The organism is Niabella insulisoli (assembly GCF_039652435.2).
GTDB classification, from domain to species: domain Bacteria; phylum Bacteroidota; class Bacteroidia; order Chitinophagales; family Chitinophagaceae; genus Niabella; species Niabella insulamsoli.
The window spans coordinates 1,140,549-1,160,784 of record NZ_CP190246.1 but is presented as its reverse complement, the minus strand read 5'-3'; the positions used below and the strand labels follow the sequence as shown (position 1 = coordinate 1,160,784).

At 43.9% G+C, this 20,236-nt stretch carries 18 protein-coding genes; 4 read left to right on the top strand and 14 right to left on the bottom strand.

What is annotated here, in order from left to right:
* The first annotated feature begins 46 nt into the window (after nucleotides 1–46).
* The gene (locus tag ABDK00_RS04920; protein ID WP_346238763.1) at nucleotides 47–478 is read left to right on the top strand and encodes a thioesterase family protein; all 432 of its coding nucleotides are present in this window, start codon (nucleotides 47–49) and stop codon (nucleotides 476–478) included.
* A 2-nt stretch (nucleotides 479–480) separates the two neighbouring features.
* Here the strand turns inward: ABDK00_RS04920 and ABDK00_RS04915 are convergent, their stop codons facing one another.
* From ABDK00_RS04915 to ABDK00_RS04895, 5 genes are all read right to left on the bottom strand, one after another.
* Nucleotides 481–2,517, bottom strand: a complete 2,037-nt coding sequence (locus ABDK00_RS04915; RefSeq protein ID WP_346238762.1) for a tetratricopeptide repeat protein — start codon at nucleotides 2,515–2,517, stop codon at nucleotides 481–483.
* Between the two features lie 59 nt (nucleotides 2,518–2,576).
* On the bottom strand, nucleotides 2,577–3,476 hold the full coding sequence (locus ABDK00_RS04910; RefSeq protein ID WP_346238760.1) for a glycosyltransferase family 2 protein: 900 nt from the start codon (nucleotides 3,474–3,476) through the stop codon (nucleotides 2,577–2,579).
* Nucleotides 3,477–3,585: 109 nt separating this feature from the next.
* Nucleotides 3,586–5,541 (bottom strand): hypothetical protein, encoded by a 1,956-nt coding sequence (locus ABDK00_RS04905; RefSeq protein WP_346238759.1) that lies wholly within the window; start codon nucleotides 5,539–5,541, stop codon nucleotides 3,586–3,588.
* Between the two features lie 167 nt (nucleotides 5,542–5,708).
* On the bottom strand, nucleotides 5,709–6,482 hold the full coding sequence (locus ABDK00_RS04900) for a LytR/AlgR family response regulator transcription factor (RefSeq protein ID WP_346238758.1): 774 nt from the start codon (nucleotides 6,480–6,482) through the stop codon (nucleotides 5,709–5,711).
* A gap of 324 nt (nucleotides 6,483–6,806) precedes the next feature.
* On the bottom strand, nucleotides 6,807–7,757 hold the full coding sequence (locus ABDK00_RS04895) for an NAD-dependent epimerase/dehydratase family protein (protein WP_346238757.1): 951 nt from the start codon (nucleotides 7,755–7,757) through the stop codon (nucleotides 6,807–6,809).
* Between the two features lie 123 nt (nucleotides 7,758–7,880).
* On the opposite strand from ABDK00_RS04895, the gene kdsA reads away from it, so the two are divergent.
* A complete protein-coding gene (kdsA, locus tag ABDK00_RS04890) occupies nucleotides 7,881–8,702 on the top strand; it encodes a 3-deoxy-8-phosphooctulonate synthase (protein ID WP_346238756.1) in 822 nt (273 codons plus the stop codon).
* A gap of 251 nt (nucleotides 8,703–8,953) precedes the next feature.
* Here the strand turns inward: kdsA and ABDK00_RS04885 are convergent, their stop codons facing one another.
* From ABDK00_RS04885 to ABDK00_RS04845, 9 genes are all read right to left on the bottom strand, one after another.
* On the bottom strand, nucleotides 8,954–9,685 hold the full coding sequence (locus ABDK00_RS04885) for a DUF1080 domain-containing protein (RefSeq protein ID WP_346238755.1): 732 nt from the start codon (nucleotides 9,683–9,685) through the stop codon (nucleotides 8,954–8,956).
* A 36-nt stretch (nucleotides 9,686–9,721) separates the two neighbouring features.
* Nucleotides 9,722–9,991 (bottom strand): acylphosphatase, encoded by a 270-nt coding sequence (locus ABDK00_RS04880; protein WP_346238754.1) that lies wholly within the window; start codon nucleotides 9,989–9,991, stop codon nucleotides 9,722–9,724.
* Entirely contained in the window at nucleotides 9,988–10,470 is a 483-nt protein-coding gene (locus tag ABDK00_RS04875) for a GAF domain-containing protein (protein ID WP_346238753.1), read from the bottom strand. The genes ABDK00_RS04880 and ABDK00_RS04875 overlap by 4 nt, the downstream gene beginning before the upstream one ends.
* Before the next feature lie 82 nt (nucleotides 10,471–10,552).
* Nucleotides 10,553–11,206, bottom strand: coding sequence for an outer membrane lipoprotein carrier protein LolA (locus ABDK00_RS04870; protein ID WP_346238752.1), 654 nt, complete (start codon nucleotides 11,204–11,206; stop codon nucleotides 10,553–10,555).
* A 136-nt stretch (nucleotides 11,207–11,342) separates the two neighbouring features.
* A complete protein-coding gene (locus ABDK00_RS04865; RefSeq protein ID WP_346238751.1) occupies nucleotides 11,343–13,874 on the bottom strand; it encodes a DNA translocase FtsK in 2,532 nt (843 codons plus the stop codon).
* 74 nt (nucleotides 13,875–13,948) lie between these two features.
* A complete protein-coding gene (locus ABDK00_RS04860; protein WP_346238750.1) occupies nucleotides 13,949–14,332 on the bottom strand; it encodes a DUF423 domain-containing protein in 384 nt (127 codons plus the stop codon).
* A gap of 23 nt (nucleotides 14,333–14,355) precedes the next feature.
* Nucleotides 14,356–14,877, bottom strand: a complete 522-nt coding sequence (locus ABDK00_RS04855; RefSeq protein ID WP_346238749.1) for a shikimate kinase — start codon at nucleotides 14,875–14,877, stop codon at nucleotides 14,356–14,358.
* Nucleotides 14,878–15,111: 234 nt separating this feature from the next.
* Nucleotides 15,112–16,317, bottom strand: coding sequence for an acyl-CoA dehydrogenase family protein (locus tag ABDK00_RS04850; RefSeq protein ID WP_346238748.1), 1,206 nt, complete (start codon nucleotides 16,315–16,317; stop codon nucleotides 15,112–15,114).
* 62 nt (nucleotides 16,318–16,379) lie between these two features.
* Nucleotides 16,380–17,435: a hypothetical protein gene (locus ABDK00_RS04845; protein ID WP_346238747.1), complete on the bottom strand. Its 1,056-nt coding sequence runs from the start codon at nucleotides 17,433–17,435 to the stop codon at nucleotides 16,380–16,382.
* A gap of 177 nt (nucleotides 17,436–17,612) precedes the next feature.
* Between ABDK00_RS04845 and ABDK00_RS04840 the strand changes: the two genes are divergently transcribed.
* Nucleotides 17,613–18,797, top strand: coding sequence for a hypothetical protein (locus ABDK00_RS04840; protein ID WP_346238746.1), 1,185 nt, complete (start codon nucleotides 17,613–17,615; stop codon nucleotides 18,795–18,797).
* A 132-nt stretch (nucleotides 18,798–18,929) separates the two neighbouring features.
* Entirely contained in the window at nucleotides 18,930–20,234 is a 1,305-nt protein-coding gene (locus ABDK00_RS04835; protein ID WP_346238745.1) for a DUF389 domain-containing protein, read from the top strand.
* Nucleotides 20,235–20,236: the final 2 nt, after the last annotated feature.

Genomic DNA, 20,236 nt, shown 5'->3' with positions numbered 1-20,236 from the left:
ATTTTTCATGAGCCCATGCCGCTTCATTTGATTAAATCTCACCCCAATGGCGCGTATCAAAATCGCTTTACCTGCAACGTTTTCATTTTCTACGATTATTCCTATACGAATTACTGATCTAAACTATGGCGGCCACGTTGGCAACCATGCATTATTGGCCATCATCCACGAAGCAAGGTTACAATATTTACGGTCTCTGGGTTATAGTGAAATGAATCTTGAAAATACGGGCCTCATCATGAGCGACGTGGGAATTGAGTTTAAAACTGAGGTTTTTTATGGCGATCAGATCACCGTATCCATCGCAGCATTAGATTTTAATCGGGTGGGATTCGACCTGGTGTATAAGTTAGAAAAAATCAACAACAACCAAACCACACTTGTAGCGATCGCAAAAACGGGAATGATCTGCTATGATTACACGCAAAAGAAAGTAAGCGCTCTACCGGAAGCCGCAAAGTCCCGACTGGCTCATTAATCTTACAGCCTTTCATTTTCAGCCCATTTCAGATTAGCCGGCGCATTAGCGTGGTTAGGGTTGAGTTCCAGGGCTTTTTTGCAAGCTTCTTTGGCTTTATCCCATTGCTTCAGCATATTATAAGCTGCACAAATATTATTATAAGCGTCGGCGTTGTCGGGCTTTAAAGCCAGCGCATTCCTACAAGCGGCAATACAATCTTCGTAGGCGCCCGCGTTATAAAGTACAAGGCTAAGATTGATATAGTCCTCCGATGTTTTCAGGCCTGACGATGGAAGCGCTACAGTCGCTTTTTGCTGATGCGCCGCTGCGAGGTAATTAGCAGCCTTTGTGTTCTCCGGGTCGATTGACAACGTGTAGCTGGCGGTTTGCTTCAGTTTATCCCATTGCTGCAATCCCTGATACGCTGCCATAGCGGATTCCAGCGAAATGATATCATTTTTATTGAGCGACAATGCTTTCTCGGCCATCTCCTTCGCAGGCGCAAACTTTTGCTGTTCCACAAGATAGCGGGCGTAATAAGCATAAGAGTTATAATCATTCGGCGCCAGCATAATAGCCCGTGCAAAGTTAGCGACCGCTTCTTCATTCCGCTTCAATCCCGCATTAGCGATAGCCATATTAATATTTAAAAAACTGTAATCAGTCAACAAAGTGTTGGCTTTTTCAAACATTTTAAGTGCGGAAACATAATCGCCCCGGCTCATTAGCGACAAACCATAATTCATCCATCCTCTCCCGTTTTCCGGGCTCTTTTCCGTTACATCTTTCCAAAGTGTTTCTTCTGTAAACCAAACCTTATTTCTTTGGTGTACGCCAAAAGCATGTAGTCCGATAATCAAAGCCATTGCAAAGATGATCGCCTTTTTATAAGATGGATGGGCCACAACCGAACTTTCACGCCGGATCACCAGCAATCCAGCGGCATATACGATCGCTAATGCCAATCCCGTAAAAGCAAAATACATGCGATGGTCATTCATCACTTCCGAAAAAGGCAGCAGCGACGTGGGCAGCAATGACGCGGCAAACCAGATTAAACCAAACGAAATCGGACGGGTTTCCTTCCTGGCGGAGGTTTTAACGATGCTCACCAGGAGCGCCATTACAAACAAAACCCCAACAATAATGCGCCAGTTACTGACATCGGATATAACTTTCAAGTCAGTATCGGCGGATAAATGGAACGGCCAGAAAAAAGTAATGAAATATCTAAACCAAACATAGGTTTGCGTGAGCCAATAAGAAATCAGCGGATTGGATAAGCCCGCGTCCTGCGTTTCTGTGTTCACCCGAGTGAGCGTGTAAATTTGTACAATTGCAACCGCAAGCAATAATGGCAATAATCGCCCGACCACGCCCAGCACGGTTTTGAAATGCCGCGCAGTGAACAGCTGTGCCACCGATAGATTTTTTTCAAAGAAAAGAATATAAAAGAACAGCAGCACTAATAAGACAGGCACCGTTTCTTTCGCAAAAACTCCTGCCACCGCAGCCAATATATAAAGCCCGTATTTTCTTTTCGCAGGAAATCTGATAAATAAAAAGAGCGAGAGCACTATAAAAAAGGTTGACCAGACGTCAGACCGTGAAATAACATAATTAATCGTTTCGGCAACCGCAGTGTGCATACCGAAAACACCCGCGGCAAAAAGCGCTATCCATGGCGCCCACCGGTGTTGCAACGCGTTTCCGGTAATCTCTTTATATACAGAAAAAAGCAATAAACAGAGGCCAATATGAACGAGAAATGTAGAGAGATGAAAGAAAAACGGATACAATCCCCCTCCCAGCCAATAGTCTACCGCCAGCGTTGTGGTTACCCAGGGGCGTAAATGATGATGTTGTGGGTTGGCGCTAAACATCGTTGGGTCCGAGAAAAAAGCGGGCACATTTTTTATGTTTCTGATTGCAGTGTTATAAGTGATGGTATGGCTGTCGTCAAAATGAAAACCATTTTGAAAGTGATTGAGATAGGCGAGTATTAAAAGTAAAAACCATCCCAGCGTTACCCGCAAAAGCAATTTTCTGTCAGTCATGATATGCTACAATTTTGAAATCTTCGATCCAAACATTTTTCTCGCAAGCCCGGAATACATCAATAATTTTTTTCTTTGTTAATGATTCCCGACTTTCTCAGTTGAGATAATTGCTCACTAATAAGCCCAATTGTAAAAAAAATGACGCCTACGGAAATCAGAAAAGCTGCTCCATTACTAAGCCCCTTGCCTACTACGAGAAATTGAATCGCCCATATTAGCCCTGTGACAACGAAGACAAGGGAAAGCGGTAAAAATATTCGCATCGGATTGAACAAAATCACCATATTCAAAATCTCTAACACCGTATCAAAAGCAGTTTTTACACCTATGGTACTTTCGCCTTCTACCCTTGCTTTAATGCTGATAGGATGTTCTAAAACAAGGTGCCGCTGACTGATAAAAACGAGCCCGATGATGTCACTAAAAGCCATTGAATTGGGGCATAGCGTAATATATTTTTGAGCCAGTTTTGTGTTATACAATTTCAACCCTGAGTTGAGATCATAAATTGGCATAGGCATCATTCTTTTGGCGAGCCACCGGATTATCTTTTTGCCGACACCCCTGATTACTGAAGCATCCTTATTGCCCCTCCTGCTGCCGATAACCATGTCGGCGTCCTTTAGTTTAAGTTGATCGAAAAGACGGTTAATATCTTCAAGCACGTGTTGGCCGTCGGCGTCAATTGTTACCAGGAAATCAGTTCGAGCGGCCCAAATACCGCTTTTAATGGCGCCACCATAGCCGCGATTCACCTTGTGATGTATGATACGGCATTCGGTATGCCCGCTAACATAACTATTTAGCGTATCTAAAGTGCTATCCGTAGACCCATCATTCACCAAGATCAATTGATAGCCATGCGCCTTTACAAAAGACAACAACTCCGGAAGCACCAGTGGCAAGGCTTTTTCTTCGTTATAAACCGGGATGATGATACTCAGCGATTTTTCCATCTGCAGCTGTGTAAGTATAATAGCTTACAATTTTACAACAAATTAAGAAAGAATAAAAACAAAAATGGGCTGTAAAATACAGCCCATTTTCAATATAATCTTAGTGTGATTATTTTTGGAAAGTTTCAGCGAAGCTAGATAAAGCGTCAGCGTTGTTAACGTTGATACCTTTAGCAGCTGCTGCTCTAACGATCTCACCAGGAATAGCATAAACCTGAATCTGTACCAAAGGAGCACCTTGGAAGAATGCTGGTTGTTGGCCGTTCATGATATCTATTCTTGGAACTGTGTTGTTCGCAGGAATTGTGTACTGAACACCATTGATGTATGCAGTAAGCTCGTTTGGAGCTCTGTAGTACACGTTAGTGCTTGCAGGCGCAATAGTTCCTGTCCAGTAAGGAATCGCAGTGTTAGTTGTGTTGTAAGTTCCAGCAACCCAGCTATCAGCTACTACATTCAAAGAAGCGTTAGGGTTAACCAAAGTGATTGGACCGTAAGGAACCTGAGTTGGAGTATTAGTCAAGTTAGAACCAGTTGTGATAGTCCAGTTTAATCTTACACGGCCACTTCTCATATAAGAAGTTGCAACTGCAGCAACTGACTGATCAGTTCCGAAAGAAACAGTGTAACCAGTAGCACCTAATACAGAAGCAGGAGTAGAACCAGGATAGTTGTTACCAGCAAACGGATTAGCAGTGTAACCACCTAAGTTTGAAGGCCATGCAACTGTATATGCAGGAACATTTGTAGTTGAGTAAACTCCGGAAGGTCCAAACATAGCGCCACCTACAGTGTACTGATAAAGATAGCTGTTAGTGATATCCATCCAACCTACTTGTGCACCAGCACCAGTTTCGTATCTGTAACCAGGAGTACCGGTACGATCGTAGTATCTGTATTTCAGGAATACTTTACCGTCTTGTTTGTAAGACTCGATTTTGTTTCCTAAACCAGGGATGCTGTTAAGATCGATATTTGTTTGAGCCGAGTATTGCGCGTGGAAAGCTCCAGCAGCATCAGCTTCAGCTGTAGTCATATCAGTGATATCAACACGCTTAGTTCTGTGGAACTGAAGACGGAAGCCTACAGCAGCAGTAGAAAGATTAACGCTTTGATCAACCGCAGCGTAAGTCAGGTAGTTAAATGCATTACCTGCATCAACAATCAAACGGTCTACATCATCCTGAGTTAAAGTAAACTCCTGAGTTGGGTTAGTGAAGTTCTGAGTGTAACGGAACTTAGCACCTACTTGGAAAGGAGCAGTACCTAACTGAGCAGCGTTATCCGGAACTGCGTCAAACACGCCAGGAGCACCTACCGGATCTGTTTGGAAAACCATCTCACGGTTAAGACCCCATCCTGGGTATTTGCTAATACGGAATAAATCGTCAGCATTTAAGAAATAGCTTGAACCGATTTCAACCGGGCCCCAAGTAAATGTATTTTTTTGACCATTTACCCTAGTACCTGGAATAGCAGTTACACTTTCTAAACCAGCAGTGATGTAGAAAGTTTTAGCTGCGTATGCAGAACCTAACGGCATTTGGTTTGTACCCCAGCTTCCAGCGGCTTTAGGACCGTAGAAAATAGAAGTATTTGTATCAAAGTAGAAATCTCCGTCAGCACCGATCGCTGCAGTAGGAGCGCCAGTTCCGCTGATGATTTTTGTACCGTTGGTACCATTTGTCCCTGCTGCACCTGTAGCACCAGTTGCGCCTGTAGCACCAGTTGCGCCTGTAGCACCTGCTGCACCAGCAGCGCCTGTAGCACCCGCTAATACTACACCAGTTGAAGGCCAAGCACCTGAAGCTTTTGGTCCAAATAAAGTTTTGGTTGTTGTGTTAAAATAAAAATCTCCGTCAACACCACCAGAAGGAGCGCCAGTACCGGAAAGGATTTTTGTGCCGTCTTTACCAGCTACGCCGGCAGTACCAGCAGCGCCAGCAGCACCTGTTGCGCCTGTAGGACCCGCAGGACCCGCAGGACCTGTGTCTCCTTTTTTACAAGATTCTACTCCCACAAGCAGTGAGGCTAGAACGAGAACGGATAAGAAGGATCGTCTCATAGTAATTAAGTTTTTAATTGATTAACTCTGTTTTTGTTAAATAATGTGCCTACTCTCTTTTCTGCTTTTCGGCTTACCGCAGGAATATATTTTGGACAATTTTAGGATATAATTTTATTTCAATTAACAAAAAAGAAATAAAGTGGCTTTTGAAGGACGAAACGCATCTAAATATCGTTTTGTCCTTTATTTTTTACGTTGTTAGCGACAATTTTGTAGAGGCGGCTCATGGCAATTTTGCTAAGTGTTTTGGCAATCTCTGTTCCGTTGTCTAACTTTAAGCGACATTCTTTGTTATACTTGTCGCCGCCTAAATAAACGATTTTTGAAAGGTTAATAATGGTGCTTTTATCTATACGCATCAGCTCTTTCGCCAGCAATCGCTGATCGATACTACTGATGCTTTCATTTACGGTTTTATGGGTGCCATCTTTCTGAATGATCGTGCATATATTACGATTCGATTCAATAAATAAAATATCCTGCTGATTAAGATACAATAACGAGCGGTTCGATTTTAGCGTGATAAAATGATCCGTGGCTTGTGTTTCCTTGTCTTTTTCAATGGAACTGGATACCCGAAGAATCGCCCGGGCAAGATTATCAGCGTTCAACGGTTTCATTACCAAAGCGGCAATACCTATTTCAACGATTCGCTGAATGCCATCCATCTGCCCCTGCGCAGCCAAGATGATCATTTTAGGCTTGGTGATATTCTGATAAAAAAGGCTTTCGATCACATCGAGATTGTAACTATACAATACTTTTAAATCAGAAATCAAAATATCAGGCTTATACAGGAAAAGCGAACCTACCGACTCCTCTAACGAGGGGCAATAGGGCAAGATATCCAGCTTTTTTTCACTTGTGCTTTCAATCTTGTATTTGATCAAATCCCAGGCAGCCTTACTTTCTTCAATAATTTGAACTCTGATTCCCATTTTTATTTCATTTCGCAATTAGCCATTTGTTAGTTCGTCAGTGTTCCTGCTTTTAACATGGCAAGCGTTACAAAGCAGGGTGTTTAAGATCGCTTTTTGGGCGGTTAGTTATCCGGTTCTCAGGCCCAAACAATACTCCTATGAAAAACAAATATAGTGTTAAAGTGCAATTGGGCATTTATTTTCCTATTATAGAAATATAAAATTGTGGATTTTTTCATGTAAAATGAGACGCCAGACAATCAAAGCAGACCTGACACGGAGCCGCCTTGCATAAAAAAAGAGCAGATAAACTGCTCTTTCACAAATTCAATTCGGTCGTATTTATTTTGCCGGCGCCAGATTGGCCAGCATATCGGCGGTCATGGACGCCAGGTCAAATTCCGGCTTCCAACCCCAGTCGTTCCTGGCCACACTATCGTCAATACTCTGAGGCCAGCTACTTGCAATTTCCTGGCGGTAATCGGGTTCGTATTCCATTTCAAAATCAGGAATATGCTTTTTTATTTCGTTTCCAATTTCTTTCGGAGAAAAACTCAGCGCAGCGACATTGTAAGAAGTTCTGACCGAAATCTTCTCGGCGGGCGCCTCCATCAGTTCGATGGTTGCCCGGATCGCGTCGGGCATATACATCATAGGCAGGTAAGTATCTTCAGTCAGGAAGCTGCGGTATTTTTTTTCCTCCAAAGCATCGTGAAAAATCTCTACTGCATAATCGGTCGTGCCACCGCCAGGCGCCGACTTATAAGAAATCAAACCGGGATAGCGCAGGCTTCTGACATCCACTCCATATTTAATATTGTAATAATTACACCAGAATTCCCCTGCATATTTACTAATGCCATAAACCGTAGTTGGTTCGATAATGGTTTGTTGAGGGCAATTTTGTTTTGGTGAAGTGGGGCCAAAAACGGCGATGGAAGACGGCCAATACACTTTTTGTATATTTTCCTCACGCGCAATGTCTAACACATTGAGCAGGCCCTGCATATTTAAATGCCAGGCGAGACCAGGATTTTTTTCACCGGTCGCAGATAGTATTGCTGCCAAAAGATAAATCTGGGTAATATTCTGACGAATAATTTGAACATGAAGCATTTCCTTATTCATCACATCAATACTCACATAAGGCCCCGTGCCTTTCAACAATTCGTTCTCCTCCCGCAAGTCAGACGCTACGACATTGTTGTTACCATAGATTTTTCTCAAAGCTAATGTAAGCTCAACGCCTATCTGGCCCGACGAGCCGATTACCAATACTTTATCCTTAGTCATAGTTTAAAATTGGCCACAAACTTACAACTTAATACAGCTCTATTAACGGTTTGCGCAAACGATTCCCCTGCCGCTCAACCATCAGAATAGTTAAAACTTAGGAACTAAACATATCTTTGCAGCATGCAAACATTCCTTAAAAAACTGTTTGAAAAACAGTCTTATGATGAAAACAATTTCTTTTTGCTAGCCGGCCCTTGTGTCATAGAAAACGAGGCCATCGTGTTGGAAGTAGCCGAAAAGGTGAGCACGATTTGTAAAAACCTCGGCATCCCCTATATCTTTAAATCTTCTTACCGCAAAGCCAATCGAACCAGCGGAAATTCTTTTACCGGCATTGGCGACGAAGCCGCGCTGAAAATATTGCAAAAGGCAGCAAAAACATTTGAACTACCGACAGTTACTGATATCCACTCGCCTTCGGAAGCAGCCATGGCAGCGGCTTATGCGGATGTTTTGCAAATTCCTGCTTTTCTCTGCCGCCAAAGCGACCTATTGGAAGCGGCAGCGCAAACCGGTAAAATTATCAATGTAAAAAAAGGACAGTTTTTAAGTGGGCCGTCGATGAAATTTGCCGTCGAAAAAATTAACAATGCCGGCAATCAAAAAGTATTATTAACCGAGCGCGGCAACAGCTTTGGCTACACCGACCTTGTGGTGGATTATAGAAATATTCCCTGGATGCAGGAACACCAGGTTCCGGTGGTGATGGATTGCACGCACAGCCTGCAACAACCCAATCAAAGCAGCGGTGTTACCGGAGGCAATCCTCAACTTATAGGAACTATTGCCAAGGCAGCAATAGCAAGCGGAGCCGATGGCTTATTTATTGAAACGCACCCCAATCCCCGGCTCGCCAAAAGCGACGGCGCGAACATGCTTGATTTAAATAAACTTGAGGAATTGCTAACGCAATTGGTTCGAATCAGAAGCGCTGTGGTTTAGGGCATCTATGAACAAGTCAAACCGACCTAAGAATTGATTTTCAATACAAAAAAAAGCAGTCTTTCGACTGCTTTTAAAACTTAATTATTTCCTACCCGACATCCTTCTCCTTCTTTGAGAACAGACAAGGTAGTGAAATTACCTGATATAAAAAAAATTTATTTTCTATAATTTTTGCATTGTCATGAAAATGGGCTGATTTGGCCCTTTCGAAAACCGGCAAAACCCCGAAAAACAGGCTTTGCTGTTTTCTACAGTTCCCTGATCCAAATATTTCTAAAACTTACCGGATTACCATGATCCTGCAAAACCAATGGTTCTTTTTCACCATGTTGTTGGTTAGTTGCAATGCCAATATATTGTGTAGCGCCCCAAATCGTAGCATTATTTTGTACCAGAACACCGTTGTGGATCACCGTAATTCTGGCTTGCGATTTCAGCGAACTGTCTTTGTTGAAAACCGGCGCCGTGAAGATAACATCATAGGTTTGCCATTCGCCGGGTTTCCGCGAAGCGTTGACAAGCGGTGGTAATTGTTTATAAATGCTTCCGGCCTGTCCGTTGCTGTAAGTGCGGTTTTTATAACTGTCTAACACCTGTAACTCATAGGCTCCCATCAGGAAAATACCACTGTTGCCTCTTCCCTGCCCGTCACCTTTTACCTCGGCCGGCGAACGCCATTCAATATGCAGTTGACAATCGCCAAAAGCTTTTTTAGTTTTAATAACGCCGGTCCCTTTTGCCACGGTCAGTGCGCCATCGGCCACTTTCCATTTTGCAGCCTGCCCGTCCGCCGATTGCCACTCGGCAAGGTCTTTACCGTTAAACAAAACAATAGCATCCTCCGGCGCATCTGCGGCCGTTTTGCCGGGCGTTACAATCCGCGGCTCGGGTTGCCACACTTCAGTGAGTTGAGGAGGTTGGGTTTGAGCAATCGCTGCGGCGCTTATCAAAAGCATTAAAGACGAGACAATTTTCTTCATTAGATTTTTATTATTATGTGAAACAGAATTTAGTTGCTACAAAATGGAAAAATGTTTGAACTCCTGCAGGGGTTGATCTATAATTTCTATGGCGGTGACGTCCGCTTTGGCCGGCCCCTTTTTGCACCATTCTATAAAATCGACAAGCTGCGCATCCGCGCCGGTGGCAATGATTTCAACCGTATGCAAATCAGCAAGATTCTTTACCGTTCCGGTTACCCCAAGCTCGGCTGCTTTCTCCATAGTAAATTTGCGAAAAAAAACACCCTGGACTTTTCCCTTCACTATTATCTTTTTCGTAATCATATTGTTTCAAATTTCAGCGCTGCTACAATTGCTTCGAGATAGTATTGGTCGGTCTCGTCAAAATTATCCAATAATTCGCTATCTACATCCAAAATACCCACCACTTCTCTCTGCCTTACAATCGGTATTACAATTTCTGACTTCGACAAACTGCTGCATGCAATATGACCTGGAAATTGCTCAACATCAGGAACAATTAATGTTTGCGCGTGTTCCCAGGCTTTTCCACAAACGCCCCTGCACTTTCGAATGCGCGTGCAGGCTACCGGCCCCTGAAAAGGCCCCAGTACTAACTGATCTTTTTTAACCAGGTAAAAACCTACCCATAACCAATTAAATTGTTCCTTAAGGGCCGCTGATACGTTAGCCAGATTAGCAATTAATTCATCCTCGCCTTCTAACAGGCCTTTTATCTGCGGGATCAACGAACGATATTGATCATCTTTTGAACCGCCTATTATATTTAAATCTTCAGCCATCGGGTTATCTATTTTTTTGTGCAAGGCTTCATTACGAAGAAAGCTCCGTAAAGGAGCTTTCAAATTTAAGTTTAAAAAAGTTTTATCGCAAATCCACCACTTCTACGCCCGGGTATTTCGCTTTGTTGAAAGTGAAAGTTGCATCGGGAATAGCTGTGTTGGTTTTGAAATTGCTAACGTTATAAACATACCGGTTACCTGATTTTTCTATAACCGTGGTACTAATGATATTCTTTGTGGCCTTATCTACCGCAACATACACGCGTGCAAACGGTTTGTTTTTATCAATTGGCTGCATGATGATTTTGTTAACAGCCTTGCCTCCAACTGTGCCGTCTTTATCCATCACATACATAAAATCTTTATTGTAAAAATCGGTGAAAAGCTTCTGCGGCGTAATCGTTCCTTCGGAAGCTGTAGCGCTGTTTACAGTTACCTCCTTTGCCCCAGGATCATAGTTCCAAATAGTGACACCATCGCTGATAATTTTATTATTGCCGAGATTGATGGCGTATTTATTGCCCTTCATTTGCACAACGCCGCTTTTCTTTGACAGTACTTTACCCGCAGCATTTGCAATTTCGTAAGCAAAATTAGCGCTCACGGTTTGATAAGATTTAAATTTCGCGCTCACCTGGTCAAGGATGGCTTTTGCCTTCGGGTCTTTTTGCTGCGCAAAAGAAAAAACGGATAAAAGCAATAAAGCTCCGGTAACATACAAATTCTTCATACTCATTTTTTAATTTTTAATCTATAGGATATTCTTTTACAGCTAAGACGCCAATTTCCGTGCCGTGGTACGCTGGTTAACATTAATTAACATATTCATGAAATTGCTAAACGCAAACATTAAAATGATGGCTGGCCGGAGATTAATTCAGCATTTCGAGATGTTGCTGCAACTCAGCCTCTGTTTTTATAAGGACTTCGCGCGCTTTGCTGCCCTGGTTGGGGCCTACAATTCCTGCGCTTTCGAGTTGATCCATTAAGCGGCCAGCTCGGTTGTAACCAAGTTTCATCCGGCGTTGCAACAAAGAGGTAGATCCTATCTGGTTGGCAACAATTAATTTGGCGGCATCTTCAAACAAAGAGTCGCGATCGCCTAAATCAAAGTCGCCGCTTTCCAATTCTTTTTCATCCACATATTCAGGAAGCAGGAAGGGTTGCGGATAACCGTCCTGATAGCCAATAAATTCAACTACTTTATCCACTTCGGGCGTATCTACAAAAGCACATTGCAAACGCGCAATTTCGCCGTTCAGGCTGATAAGCATATCTCCTTTACCGATCAATTGTTCTGCTCCACCCGCGTCTAAAATCGTTCTGCTGTCAATTTTACTACTTACTTTAAAAGCCACACGCGCCGGGAAGTTTGCCTTAATCGTTCCCGTGATGATATTTACCGACGGCCTTTGTGTAGCGATAATTAAGTGAATACCAACGGCGCGCGCCAACTGCGCCAGCCGCGCAATGGGCATCTCCACTTCTTTGCCGGCGGTCATGATCAAATCAGCAAATTCATCTACTACCAACACAATAAACGGTAAAAACTGATGGCCCTTTTCAGGGTTTAGTTTTCTTGCCGTGAATTTGGCATTGTATTCTTTAATATTCCGGCAGCCCGCTTCTTTAAGCAGGTCGTAGCGGTTGTCCATTTCAATACACAGCGCGTTCAGTGTATTGATTACCTTTTTCGTATCGGTGATAATGGCTTCTTCTTCGTTGGGCAGTTTTGCCAGGAAATGACTTTCAATATGGCTGTAAATGCTCAACTCCACTTTTTTCGGATCAACCAAAACAAATTTTAGTTGAGATGGATGTTTTTTATAAAGCAATGATACCAGAATCGCATTGATGCCCACTGATTTACCCTGGCCCGTCGCGCCTGCCATCAACAAGTGCGGCATCGTTGCCAGATCGACAATAAACAGCTCATTATCGATTTTCTTTCCAAGCGCGATAGGAAGCGAATGAGCGCTGTTTTGATATTTGTCTGAAGCGAGCAATGTTTTCATGCTCACAATACTTTTTTTCGCATTGGGCACTTCAATACCGATTGTGCCACGCCCCGGAATCGGCGCGATGATGCGAATACCCAGGGCCGAAAGGCTGAGGGCGATATCATCTTCCAGGTTTTTGATTTTTGATATGCGGACACCGGCGGCAGGTACGATTTCATAAAGCGTTACAGTCGGCCCGATGGTAGCGCTAATGCGCTGAATTTCGATGTCATAATTGCGAAGCGTTGTTATGATCTGATTTTTATTAGCCTCCAGTTCTTCCTGGTCGTGTTCCACTTTTTCAGATCCGTAGGAGGCCAGCAGGTCCAGCGTAGGATAACGATAATCTCTCAAATCAAGGGTAGGTTCATAGCTTTTCGCCTTTTCAGAAGACACTGCCGTCCGCTCTTCCTCCTCGGTCTTCGGTAGCGGCGCATCATTGATTTCTAGTTTCAGGTTTTCTTCTGACGCAGTTTTTGAAGAAGCTTTCGATTTTTCGCTGGCCGCCGGAAGGTCGTCAAAATCAATCCTCGCTTCAGGCTTTAATACGGTAATGCGCTCAAAACCTTTTTCTTCTTCTTTCGAAGCGGCTGTTTCTTTTTCTATGATACCCAGGTTATGTTTTGGCTTTTCAGCTTCCTCATCGATAACCAGTTTTGCAGCGGAAGTTGCTTCTTTAGTATCTTCTTCAACAAAATCATGTTTAGGCAAGGGCAGTTCCTCTTTGGCTTCAACAGGCGCTGCGCCATCCGCTGCTGCCGGGCGCGACAATTTCTTTGGAAAACTAAACGCCGGGTTAAATTGCCAGATCAGATAGGCGATAACAATCAGCAGTAAAATAGCCGAAGTGCCCACAAAACCGAGCGAGGCCGTTAACCAATCGCTGATCACCTTGCCAACACCTCCGCCCCAGCTAAATTCTTCCTGGCGCAACACAAATGCAAGAATAGTGGCCACCGTCAGCATTCCCAGGGTGACATATTTTAAATTGCGCCAAATGGAAAACACGCGCCTGCGCCACATCAGGTTCACGCCTACCACAAAGAAAAACGTGCAGATCAGTAACGATGCAACTCCGAAAAGCTTATAAATAAATAAATGCGAAACGAGCGCCCCCGTCTTTCCCAGTAGGTTATCGGCCGTTGTGTCGGTGTCGGCAAGTATTTCAACCCCTCTCGACACCTGCACAAAATCCTGCCGCCAGGTAAAAAAGTACGAGACAAAAGCAATAATCAAAAACAAGGAAATCAGCAGGAAACTGAGCCCCGTAATTTTCCAGGTGCGTTCATCCTGCGCCAATTGTTTCAGTTGAGTTTTTTCTTCCTTTTCCGCAGAAAAAGAAGCATTAGCATTTTTCGCCCGGCCTGTTGGTTTTTTATTCTTCAATTTACTCTTCGTCGCCATAGGCGCAAAGATAGTAAAGCTGAAAGGTTGTAAGGTTGATTGCAAAAAATAAGTAGCCGCTACAGGGCGTCCGTTTATTTCTTCAAAACCGCCAGCAAGAGCGCCACCCAACCCATGATGAAAAACAGTCCTCCAATCGGCGTAATAATGCCAATGCCGCCCAGGCCAACTTTGCCCGTACTCTTTAAGGCGGTTAGTGCATAAAGTGACCCTGAAAAAAGCAAAATACCAATCAGGAAAGAAATTCCTGCCCAATGCATCGCCCTTACGGGAATTTTTTCAAAAAGAATACCCACGAGGATCAACGCAAACGCATGGTACATTTGATATTGCACACCCGTTTGAAAGGTGGGCACCGAGTCTGGCGCAATCTCTTTTAACCGGTGAGCGCCGAATGCGCCTAATATTACACCAAGGCCGGATAAAATAGTTCCGGCAGCCAAATAGAACTTATACATTACTGTGGTTTATAATTTTTTTATCAGTCGCCGGCGGTTTCATCTTTACAGATCAATTCAATAAAATCGGCCAACTTTATCTTTTGATCGTCGACGCGAATCTGGGCACGCTCATAGAACATTTTCCGATCGCTGGTTTTCTTAACAATATAGGCTTTTAATTGTTCGTCGTCCAGGTCTTTGAGCAGCGGCCTGGTATCTTTATGTTGCCGCAACCTGCCTAAGAGAATTTCAAAGGGGGCGTCAATCCATATTGTCACACCTTTGCCATTCATATAATCGATATTATTAAAAAAACAGGGTGCGCCGCCACCACAGGAAAGAATCATCGACTGGTGGGTTTCGGTGACCCAATGTAGTATTTCCCTTTCCTTCATCCTGAAATACTCTTCGCCTTCCTGATTGAAAATCTCATTCACCGATTTTTCTTCGTCGTTTTCAATGAGTTCATCGAGGTCAAAAAACGGCATTTTCAGCTTCTTCCCCAGCTGCTTGCCCCAGTGAGTTTTACCCACTCCCATAAATCCTATCAAATAAATACGCATGTTTTAAATTTTTGATGCTGGATGCTCGTTGCTCGTTTCTCGATACTTGATGCGCGATGCGCGATACTCGTTGCGAGATGCTTGTTGCGAGATGCTGGATGCGCGATGCTCGTTGCTCGATGTGCGATGCTCTACTATCCAGTATCCGCTATCCAATATCCAATATCCGCTATCCAGCATCCAGTATCCACTATCCAGTATCCACTATCCAGCATCCAGCTTCCACCACTCCCCTTACTTAAAAGCATTCAACCCCGTGACATCCATCCCTGTAATCAGCAAGTGAATATCATGGGTCCCCTCGTAAGTGATCACACTTTCCAAATTCATCATATGCCGCATCACAGGGTACTCGCCCGTAATCCCCATGGCGCCAAGTATTTGCCTCGCATCACGACAAATATTTACCGCTATTTCACAACTATTCCTCTTTGCCATGCTCACCTGCTGCGGCGTGGCTTTTTGTTCGTTCATCAATACACCCAGGCGCCAATTGAGCAACTGTGCTTTCGTAATTTCCGTAATCATTTCCGCCAGCTTTTTCTGTTGCAACTGAAAGGCCGCTAAAGGCTTTCCAAATTGCTGCCTTTCCCGGGCGTAGCGGAGCGCTGTGTCATAACAATCCATGGCGGCGCCAACAACACCCCAGGCGATACCGTAGCGGGCTTTTGTGAGGCAGCTTAGCGGCCCTTTTAAACCTTTCACACCGGGCAATATATTTTCTTTCGGCACTTTTACATTATCAAAAATCAATTCGCCGGTAGCCGACGCGCGAAGGCTCCATTTATTTGGCGTCGCCGGCGTAGAAAAGCCCTCCATGCCACGCTCCACAATCAACCCATGTACTTCTCCCGATTCATCTTTTGCCCAAACAACAGCTACCTGCGCAAAAGGCGCATTACTGATCCACATTTTTGAGCCATTTAAAATCACATAATCTCTTGTATCATCGCCTGAAGACGGGGCTGCTTTAAAACTGGTGTTCATAGCAGCGGGGTCGCTTCCATGATCGGGCTCGGTCAACCCGAAGCAGCCCAGCCACTCGCCAGAAGCCAGCTTCGGTAAATATTTTTGTTTTTGCGCTTCGCTGCCATAGGCGAAGATGGGGTACATGACCAGCGATCCCTGTACCGATGCCGTCGACCGGACGCCGCTATCGCCGCGCTCGAGTTCCTGCATCATTAATCCATAACTGATATAGTCCATATCGCCGCCGCCATAAGTAGCGGGAATGGTTGGCCCAAAGCAACCCAAATCGCCCAGTTGTTTTACAATATGTTCAGGAAACGCGGCGCGCTGCGCGTAATCGTTAATAACAGGCGTTATTTCTTTTTTGACATAAGTGCGCACGGCATCGCGGATCATCAATTGCTCCTGGCTGAGCAATTCATCTATCCTGAAATAATCGGGGCTTTCAAAAAAGTCTTTTTTTACGGACATCAGCATACTTTAGTAAACAAAGGTAGCAGTAAATCGATATCCTGTCAAGTTGAAAGCTGCCGCTAACGCTGAACGACTTTTACCGTTTTGGAATAGGATATTTCTCCGTCTTTATCGACCTGCGCAATGCGCAGAAACACATCTTTGTCGAAGATTTCGTGCATCGGCGGATGATCATCTTTGGAGCAAGCGCTGATGGCCAGCATTGTAGCTACAGCGAACACAGCCGTCATCAACATGAATTTACGACGCCGGAAGGGAATCAGGAACAGGACGCCCAATATTGCACTGCCGACCAGGCTTTGCGCCCGTCGGATGGAAATATCGTAATCAATTGACATATCGCTGTTTCCATCCTCCGCCCTTGAACCTACCGAATGAATGGTTGTGAAATGTTTGCCATCGGCAGAAATTTCTATATTAAAATGATCATTGTTGGTTTCAAAAAGAGTGGCCCATTTTACCGAAAGCATGTCGTCCGCTAAATTAGCCTGCAAGGCGCCAAAATTAACGGGGAGCGCAGCGCTCACGGTAAAATCATCGATATAAAACAAAATATCGGCAGTGCCATTCTGGCGGACAAACCTCACTTCGTCTACATTTCCCCAACCGGGTTCGGTTAACTGCACTAAAGTCCCTCCTGATGATGGAAAGGCCGGCACGGTAAAATCACGCGACGCACCTGAAACCGCGCTGCCACTGCGATATCCTGTAATCCGGTAACCATTCGCAGCGGCTTCGCCACTTTCCACTCTGAAAGAAAGCATATGGAACGGGTCGCCAGTAACCTGCCTGATGGTTGCGGTAGTAGCTGCGGTCCCGCTTCCAAAGAAGCCCCCAAGAAACAAAGCATTATCACCCGGGCCGGCCAAACTGGTCTGATCGGGCTGATTAGTAATATCAATTGTACCATCCGGATCGTTAGTACCATTATTTTGAAGTAGGGCGAATCTCCAGCCATTTATCGTACGGGATTGGCCTTGTACGCCAAAATTATAACCCGACCCATCGACAAAAATGCCGTCAAAGTTTTCACTGGATTGGGCCAAAAGGGATGAAGCAAACAGAATGGGCAGCAATAAAAACAGCAATGGTCTTAACGTCAGTTTCGGTTTCATCTTGTTGGTTTAGAGGCAAATAATAACGCAAAGGTAGTCCTTTTTTTCATTATACATTATCTTCGCCGACCGTTGGCCGCTTTGCGGTAATGATGCGATGATTTTCAATATCAGCGTTTTACTAAAAACTGGCGAATTATTTGTATATAAAAGCCTGTTCTAAAAAAACTTACCATTATGAAGTATTTGCTTTCGATTTTTATCTCTTTTTTGGCATTTTCGGCCATGGCTCAATTTGACAGCCTCAAACACGAAATGACGTTAAGGGATAAAGTTTTAAACGATATTCAAAATAATTTTAATAATAGAACGCAGTCTATCGATTCCACTGTGAATAAACTGGACCAGCGTCTTTCAAGCCTCGACAAATCGATCGCGCAGTCGAAAGACGCTAACGAAAAGGCAGACAAGCTGCAACAGCGGGTGCAGGCGGTAGAAGCCAAGCAAAAAGCGATTGAGCAAAACGAGCTCAATCTTTTCCAGGCGAATTATCAATCGGCGATGGTAAACCTGGTATCGATGGATCGGGAAATCAAACCCCTGTTATTATTTAATTCAACTAAATCGTTTTTTAATGCGCTGAGCGAAACAGGCAACCCCATGAACTACGACGGTTATACAAAATGGTATAATCAGTATGCTGCTTATGTGAAAGAAAAAAAGGCTGAAAGCCCGGTATTGAATGTGACCAGCAACCTGCTGAGCTTTGCCGGGAATTTTACAAAAGGCACACCGGTTACCGGCCCGATCACTTCGGCGCTGTTTTCCAGCATGACTAGCTATATCGACAATTTGGGCAAGAAGGAAAAAGCGCTGAAAGAACAAAGCGAGCAGATGCTCACCCTCACCATGAAAATCAGCCAGTTCAATTATGACAACGACCGCATCGAAAACGAGTGGGAATCTATTACCACGGAGCTTCAGGACTTGCAAAAAAAATATGATAAATCTTTAAAAGAAAACCTGGCCATCATCAAAACCTCGCCGGCGAATTTTCAGTCTAATTTCTCGGACGAAAATGATGCAGAAAAGCGTTATCAATACTTAACTAAGCTAAGAGATGAAGCTGCGAAATTTGTAAGCCAGGAAAAAGAAAAAAATCCGAAAGACTGGCGACAAAAAGCTTTTATTCAAATGAACGATGTGCAATCGCTGAAGCAGCGTTTCGGGCAGGTGACGTTCCGGATCAGCCAAAACCTGCTGAAGTATAAAGAGCTGTTTGAAAAATACAAAGCCGACCCTCAGCTGGGAACGCGCATCAAAGACCTTGAAATAAAAATGAAAGAACTACAGGAGTCGTTTGATAAAACTTTTGACCCGTTGGAATACATCAACTCGGCTAACCGGATGTATAAAGTTTAAATCCGAAGAATTACGAATTTTACAAAAACAGCCGGCATCAAAAATACCGGCTGTTTTTATTATAATTGCAATTGAGATGATTCGGCTCGAACCATCCAGGATGCAGGCGCGACAAACCTATAAATGAATGACATGAACAGCTTGGGTAGACTATTCAATTTGCACAGCGGCGAAGAGGATAAGATAAAAGTGCTTAAAAATGTAAGAAGCAATATTTATTTTAGAGGCGCCACTATTTGGATCCTGGCCTGCGCCATCTTTGTGGCCAGTGTGGGACTTAATGTAAACTCAACGGCGGTAATTATTGGCGCCATGCTTATTTCCCCGCTCATGGGGCCCATTATTGGCGCGGGCTTTGGCCTGGGGATTTTTGATTTCATTCTTTTTAAAAGATCGTTGCGAAACCTGGGCGTAGCAACGATTGTGAGCCTGACCGTTTCTACGGTTTATTTTTATTTAAGCCCTTTTAAAGAGGCGCAGTCGGAGCTGCTGGCGCGCACATCACCCAATATTTTTGATGTAATGATCGCCTTTTTCGGTGGCCTGGCGGGCGTCATTGCGATGACCAGAGTTGAAAAAGGTTTGCCGCTCGCAGGCGTGGCCATTGCGACAGCGCTTATGCCGCCGCTATGCACAGCTGGCTATGGATTGGCGACGGGCAACTACGCCTATTTTGCAGGCGCCTTGTTTTTATACACGATCAACTGTGTCTTTATTTGCATCGCTACTTATATTATTGTAAAATATCTGAAGTATCCGGCGACTAAACAAATTGACAAGAAGCATGAGGTAAGGGTAAAATATATCATTACCAGCATTATTTTGCTGATCATGGTTCCCAGCGCCTATTTTGCTTACGATTTGTATAAAGAGCAAAAATTTTCGCATAATGTAAAGCATTTCTTACGCTCAGAATTTGAATCGAAAGGAGATGTGATTGTTTACAATAAAAACGATTATTATTCCTCACCAAAGGAAATACAGGTGGCGTTCCTGACTAAACAATTGCAGCAGAAAGAACTTGATTCGCTTAATAACAAACTACCTCAATATGGCCTGAGTTCGACCCGCTTGTTAATCAAACAGGATACAGTCAACCTCGCCAATATTTATGAACAGGGCAATCTGGCGGTTTCCCGTTCGGAGCAGGAGCTTAAAGAAAAAAATCTTTTGTTGTCGCAACTTCAAAATAAAATTGATAAAAACACTTTTGATAATAAGGGTATCATGGGGGAAGCCCGGATTCTTTTCCCGGAAATATCAACGATATCTATCGGCAGTCATGATTTCATCCTGAATGATTCCGTCACGCAAACCGTGCCTGTCGCGCTCTATATGTCGGAAGAAGATATTTCAGAAGAAGACAAGGAAAAACTTTTAAACTGGTTGCAAAAAAAACTTAATGTCGCCAGTATTGTTATAAGCAGGATGCAATAATG